At 44.8% G+C, this 6,660-nt stretch carries 5 protein-coding genes and 1 pseudogene; all 6 read right to left on the bottom strand.

The window, feature by feature from the left end; genetic code table 11:
* Positions 1–559: 559 nt before the first annotated feature.
* On the bottom strand, positions 560–841 hold the full coding sequence (locus ENN66_09835) for a hypothetical protein (GenBank protein ID HDS16882.1): 282 nt from the start codon (positions 839–841) through the stop codon (positions 560–562).
* 122 nt (positions 842–963) lie between these two features.
* Positions 964–1,572: a deoxynucleoside kinase gene (locus ENN66_09830; protein ID HDS16881.1), complete on the bottom strand. Its 609-nt coding sequence runs from the start codon at positions 1,570–1,572 to the stop codon at positions 964–966.
* Positions 1,573–1,809: 237 nt separating this feature from the next.
* Complete coding sequence (locus ENN66_09825; GenBank protein HDS16880.1) at positions 1,810–4,065, bottom strand: hypothetical protein; 2,256 nt, start codon at positions 4,063–4,065, stop codon at positions 1,810–1,812.
* Between the two features lie 6 nt (positions 4,066–4,071).
* Positions 4,072–4,800, bottom strand: a pseudogene (locus ENN66_09820) (rRNA pseudouridine synthase).
* Positions 4,801–4,830: 30 nt separating this feature from the next.
* Positions 4,831–5,820: a tryptophan--tRNA ligase gene (gene trpS / locus ENN66_09815; protein HDS16879.1), complete on the bottom strand. Its 990-nt coding sequence runs from the start codon at positions 5,818–5,820 to the stop codon at positions 4,831–4,833.
* A 56-nt stretch (positions 5,821–5,876) separates the two neighbouring features.
* Positions 5,877–6,581 (bottom strand): site-2 protease family protein, encoded by a 705-nt coding sequence (locus ENN66_09810; GenBank protein HDS16878.1) that lies wholly within the window; start codon positions 6,579–6,581, stop codon positions 5,877–5,879.
* Between the last annotated feature and the right edge of the window lie 79 nt (positions 6,582–6,660).

Genomic DNA, 6,660 nt, shown 5'->3' with positions numbered 1-6,660 from the left:
TCGGAAACAGCTACCAAAAGGCCAATATCGTCGAGTCGGTTATCATTCCCGCCAAGTGTTTGATATCGATTTTTCAAAGATCGTTACTGAGTACCGAGCTGAGATTCTGGAAGACCAAAATGGTAAACAGTATGTAGCACCATTTCCCGAAGAGGTTACGAAAGCGGCTCAGTATGGTCCCGGGATCAAGGCGCACTCAGTTTATTTGTCACAATATCAGCTGCTTCCTTATAAACGGGTACAGGAATACTTTTGTGAACAGCTGCAAATCCCTTATCAGCGACGGCTCAATTGCTTCCGGTCAATCGAAGGTGCCCGAATGTTTTGCCGTATTCGTGGCCATCTGTCCACTTGCCGCAAGCAAAGTGTATCGTCGAGCTATGCCTTGGAATGTTTATTCAACAAGACTTTGCCAGAATTTGCCAGAAAAGCACTGGCGTCTATGAATCACGGTGAATAGTTACAATCAAACAATCTTTGTTACAAAAATCATGAGGCAAGAAGAGCGTCTCCTCCTGCCTCATAATAAATATCAATAATTTTTTAAACGCTGAATTTTCTAGCTGCGAATACCTTTTTTGGAAGCTTTCAGCGGGTTGATTTTCTTCTTGATTTGCTCAATATCACGTTTAACATGAGTAGCCATAGTGCAAGTTCCACTTACCCATTTACTTTCAGGCTCTGGAAAACTGACACAATAACTAACACCATCTACTTCCGTAATTTTTGCACAACCTTCACATTGATCTACAATTGGCTTGCATTTCCCCCCAATATATGAACAACCCCTAGACTTCATGAGAAAACATTCAGTCCCTTTTCTGACAGTCTGACAAATCATTGTATTTTATCCTCCATGGAGTAAGTGTCAATTTGGTGGCCTGACTAATGGATGATGGGAAATTTGTCAAGTGAAAAAAAAATTCAAAACAACGCAAGAAGAGGCAGCGCCATGGAGTAGGCTTAGATGAGTCGCTCAATAGCCTCTAAAATATCTGCTCGATCAACAAAATTAGCAGCAAAATTAAATTGATCCGTATCGATTATAATTACTTCTGAAAGATTATAGTCTGCGATCCAGTTCACATAAAGACGATTAATCTGCCTGAGGTAATTTGAATTAATTCTACCAGGAAAATAGTCTGGCTGATTTTTAATTCTTTTTAAGCATGCATTTACTGAAGAATGTAAATAAATCAATAGGTCTGGTGCTGGAAGTACTGAAGATATAGCCAGGTACAGATCATAATATGTTTTAAAGTCAACCTCGTTCATTAAGCCGCACTGAAACAAATTACGGGAAAAAATTTCCGCATCCTCATGAATGGTTCGATTTTGGATAACGGAACGAAAAGTTGTGGCAGCCTTTTGAATATGGCAAAACTTTTGCGTCAATATAAAAATCTGCGATTTAAAAGACCAGCTTTCCATATCAGCATAGAAATCTTTGAGATAAGGATTTAAATCTTCCTCCTTCTGGAGTCGAGCTAAGGGATAAGCAGAGCATAGAAAATCAATCAGAAGAGATTTTCCTGACCCTATGTTGCCGGCAACAGCAATATTTTTTTTCATCTATTGGCTGAGAACTCTCAATTAATTAAACTTTAAATTCCGCTGACGTTTTTAATCGATTTCTCAGGTTGTGTCCATAGCTTTTATTAATCGATTAAATCGCGAAGGGAAAGGGAGGCATGATGGAAACGGAGGAACCCTTATACCGTGGCAAAGTTAACATAATATATATTATCAGAAGTAACGCTTCAAAAAAAAGCCGATTTTTTCCTCCTTGATTTTTTCTACGGACAAAAACTACACGTACCACATCCGTTCCTCAAAATCCGGATCCGGAGCAGTCAAATGCAGGTAGCCTCCGGATGGTATGCGCTGAACATCTTGACCCTGATGCTTTAACGTGACAGAAAAATTCAGATCCTCACCAATTTTGACGCCCAGCAGAACAAATGGAATTCTGATTTCAAAGACCGAATTGACTGCGAATTCAACCCCTTCTAGCTCTGTTTCATTTTCTTCAACTCGCTGCTGAGGCTGTTTTTTGCGGCCCTCACAAACCAGAATCAATCGGCCAGCATCTTGAAGGTAACAGGAATTGAACTCGGCCGTTTCCTGGCGGCTGTTAACCAGCTTCAAACTTACGTTGTAGCCTTCCGAAGTCAAAGATTTCCTGTCGATATCGACTCGCAGAAAAAAACTACTCTGATTAAAACCATAATAAAGCCCCTTGGCTAGATACTCCGATCTATGCATGGCACCGCCCTGTTGGGCCGCATCATAGAAAGCAGCAGCTCGCCATTCATAGTAGCTGCTTTCTTCACCATCTATCTCCGGCTTGATGAACGAGCTTATTTCGGTTTTGGGGTGCAGGGCCTTATCCGTCATGATGATGGGGCGAAAAAGATAATCAGGCACGTCTTCGCCGATAAACCTATATACGCTTTTCAGATGAGATCTGAAAAGCTCATCAAAATCGGCATCATTCTCAGAACTGTGGTCGTCTCCATACCACCAGCACCAGTCGCTACCTTCAGCTATATAAATATGTTCCCATGCATTATTAATCTGTAACATCAACTCTTTGTCGGTTTTCATACGATCGGCGTGCAGATGCTCGTAAAGAACAAGGGTGCGGCGCGCCCTGCCAAGATAATCCCAAGCTAAATTATCCTCCTGATGACCTATCCAGATCCTGAAATTTCGGTTAATCCATGACCCGGGAAAAATTTTTTTTAATTCCGGAAATTTATTTTTTCGGCCGGCAAGGTAGCTGTCGATGGTGGTTGCCTGAAAGTCTGGACTGTCATTAAGGCGCCCGTAAAGCTCTTTTAAAAAGAGTGCGCCATCAGCTGCAAAATGCTCCCAGGCATTTTCTCCATCAAGAATGATAGCTACCGCCCTCCCCTCAACATCTCCCCTCATGTTTTTTTTGATATCGCCTAGACGACGAATAAAATCATCTGCGGCCTGTTGTTCATTCCAGTGCGAATAAACAAAGCCAATGAGATCGGAAAGCAGATGGTCCCTGAAAATCACTTTCAGCTCAGTCCCCTGCTCTTCGATTTTATAGGCCTGGTACCAAGATGCTGGATCCCTGACGACTTCTTTGTGATCGCGAAGGGGTTCTCGTCCGACAGAGTTCGCCAGAATGCCTTCATCTGTGGCAATCCAATTGATTCCGGCTTGCCCTATAAATGGTATTATTTCCTGACATACCGAGCCTTCGGAAGGCCACAGGCCTGTCGGTTTGCGACCAAAGTAATATTCATGTCGCTGTACGGCCCTGTTTATTTGCGTTCTGACGTCTTCCGGATGGGCAAAACGCAGACTGGGCATGGAATCATGCGGTTGCGAAATCTGGGCCAGATTTGTGTCATAGAGCAGCGGCAGAATCGGATGGTAGTACGGAGTGGTTGATAATTCTATCTGATTATTTTCTTCTCGGTTGCGATATGCCGGAATAATTCGGGCCATTATCTGTTTCTGCAGCTTTAAGACAGCCAACTTGTCGTTTTCGCTGAAATTTCGCTGCCGCCGGATCAGATCATCCAGTAGTCTAAATTCCTTGCGAAAACTCGGGTCAATCCAGACCAAATTGTACCATACCTGCAAATCAAGAAAATCTTGCTCGGAAAAATAACGCTGTACCTCGTTCAGCGAGTTGGTCGCCGGGTGAAACCCTCGCAGTTTCAGCAATTCCCAATAGCGAGGATAAGGTTTAATCATATTATCCCAATGAGCATGGAAGAATGATTGCAGGAGAAAGGTTCGGTCCTCCACGCTCAGGTCGTCCACTTTTTTACGACTTAAAATTAAAGCTCTATCAGTCAGGCTCCCATCAACATATCCCTGAATCTGATCAAGCAGGGATGGAACCAAGTTAAAATTCTGCCTGACTTTTGGGAAATCATCCAGAATAGTTACCATGTCCAGATAATCTTTTATCCCATGCAGACGTACCCAGGGCATCATGGCTTCTTTTTTTTCAGCATCGCGATAATCAGGTTGATGCATGTGCCAGAGAAAAATTACATTCAAGGATGCCTCTTGCATAATTATTTAAGACTCCCCTTCCGCCATCGATTGTAACTTGAGACATTCTAACTGAGTCAGCCAGCGCCATGAGCCTTCTCGAACCCCCTGCAGGCCAAGAAAAGCCAACCTGGTTCTTTGTAAAGATGTTACCTTAAAGCCAATGGCCTGAAGCATGCGCCTGACCTGACGGTTACGCCCTTCGCAGATGACCATTGACAGTTGGCTCCGCCTGAAGTTGTGACTGACGGGAATAACTTTAAGAGGTCGCGCCGGTCCGTCTTCGAGTTCAACGCCCCGGCGCAGAGCGGCAATCTCTGGCTCTGCAAAATTTCCGGCAACGGTAACCAGGTATTCCTTCTCGAATTTATAGCGTGGGTGCATCAACTGATTAGCCAAAGTTCCATCATTTGTACAGAGCAGTAACCCCGAGGTTTCAAAATCAAGTCGACCGACCGGGAAAAGACGCCCCTCGATGTTTTTTGCATAGAGATCTTTGACTAAGGGGCGTTGTTGTGGGTCATACATACTACAGAGATAACCAGCCGGTTTATTGAGTAGAATTGTTTTTGGGACGGCTTCCGCGTGCCAAACAAGCCTCCTGCCATCAATTGTCACCTCGTCGTTAGATGGGTTCACCGTAACACCCTGCTGCCGAATGGTTTGGCCATTAACCTGAACCCGGCCTTCGGCAATCATATTTTCTGCTCGTCGCCTCGAGGCAAAGCCGCAATGGGCTATATATTTTTGCAGTCTGATACCTGTGACCTCCTTGCTTGGGGAACCTCAGCTCAGCTTAACCGCTTCTCTGACCTTGAGCATAGTCTCACGAGCTACCGTTGTGGCTCGGTTGGTGCCGTCTGCGATTATTTCGCCGAGAAGGGTTGGATTGCCTCGATAGAATCTTTGTCTTTCATGGACACCAACCAATTCTTTGAGAAGATTGCGTAAAAGAATTTTCTTACAGTCGACACAGCCGATCTCCGCTCGAGGACAGGCTGCGCGAATTTCTTTAACTTCTTCCGGATCGGAATAAAGCGGGTGCAGCGGGAAAAGGTTGCATTTTTCTGGATCTCCCGGATCCTTGCGGCGGGCTCGTTGAATGTCGGTCACCATTGAGCTTACCTTTTTTTTCAGGGTTTCTTCGTCGTCACTGAGGTGGATAGCATTATTGTAGCTTTTGCTCATTTTACGTCCATCCAAGCCGGTCACCTTGGAAAGTTCAGTCAGAATCGGCTCCGGGACCGGAAAGGTATTTCCGTAAAGGTGATTGAAACGCCGGGTGATCTCCCTGGTCAGTTCGACATGCGGTAGCTGATCGACCCCGATCGGCACCAGATTAGCTTTGTAAATGACAATGTCTGCGGCCTGCAGCACCGGGTAGCCGAGAAATCCATACGTACTGTCCTCGCTGCCCGACCCCTCATGTTGAGAGTCTTTGTAGGTTGGGTTGCGAAGCAGCCATGGAAGCGGCGTGATCATCGAAAGCAGTAAATGGAGTTCAGCGTGTTCCTTAACATGAGATTGAATGAAAAGGGTCGCCTTGTCTGGATCAATGCCAACACTGAGCCAGTCGATAAATATACTTTTTGTACTTTCTTTGACAACCTTGGGATCCTGGTACTCACTGGTCAGGGCATGCCAGTCGGCCGCAAAGAAAAAACAATCATAGCCTTGCTGCAGTTTTAACCAGTTGGTCAACACCCCATGGTAATGACCAAGGTGAAGCTCTCCGGTGGTTCTCATGCCAGAAACAACGCGTTTTTTTATACTCACAACAAAACCCCAAGTAGTCTTTAATTGTTTCGTTAAACAGACTGAATTAAATTGAATTAAAATGATGTTGCCCCGTAAAGCAAAAGGCCAGTTACCGTCGACAATAAAGGCAAGAGAACGATGTTTAAACCATCGCTGAAGACCAGAATCAGCAAAAGAATCGCCCCGTAGGAATCTATTTTTTCCAGGTAGGCAGCCGGTTTTTGAGGCAGGATTCCAGCCAAAATCCGCCCCCCGTCCAAGGGAGGGATTGGTATCAGATTGATAAATCCCAGGGATAGATTGACTGCGACCGCAGCGATCAGCATTTGACGTAAAGGAAGCGTCAACCAGCTCGTGTTCTGAAGACCGGTAAAGGCGTCGAAAAAATTAAACAATAATTGGTAAAGCAGGGCGCAAAAAATCGCCAAAATAAAATTTGCCAGCGGTCCGGCCAAGGCAATCCACATGAGATCCCGCCGTGGCAAAGCAAGATTGTCGGGGTTAATCGAAACTGGTTTAGCCCATCCGAAAGCCTGAGTAACAAAAAAAACCAGCGTACCGATCGGATCAAGATGAACCAGCGGGTTCAGACTCAACCGATTCATTGATCGAGGCGTAGAATCTCCAAGACGATCCGCCATGAACCCATGTGCATACTCATGGAAAGACAAGCCGAAAAGTATCGGAATGGCGTAAATGGCGATTTTTTGGACGATATTCTCCATGGCTTGCCTTATAAAAGGTGTTGCAAAGATTGGATAAAATATCAATAATAACATTTACTTAATGCAGGGAAACCTCTATAATGGGCATCAATAATCACCACAAAACATCAGCCCAAAATAGAGGTTTTCCATG

Source organism: Pseudomonadota bacterium (assembly GCA_011049115.1).
Lineage (GTDB): Bacteria > Desulfobacterota > Anaeroferrophillalia > Anaeroferrophillales > Tharpellaceae > DSCM01.
Note: the sequence above shows the minus strand (reverse complement) of the source record. Positions and strands in the feature narration are given on the sequence as shown.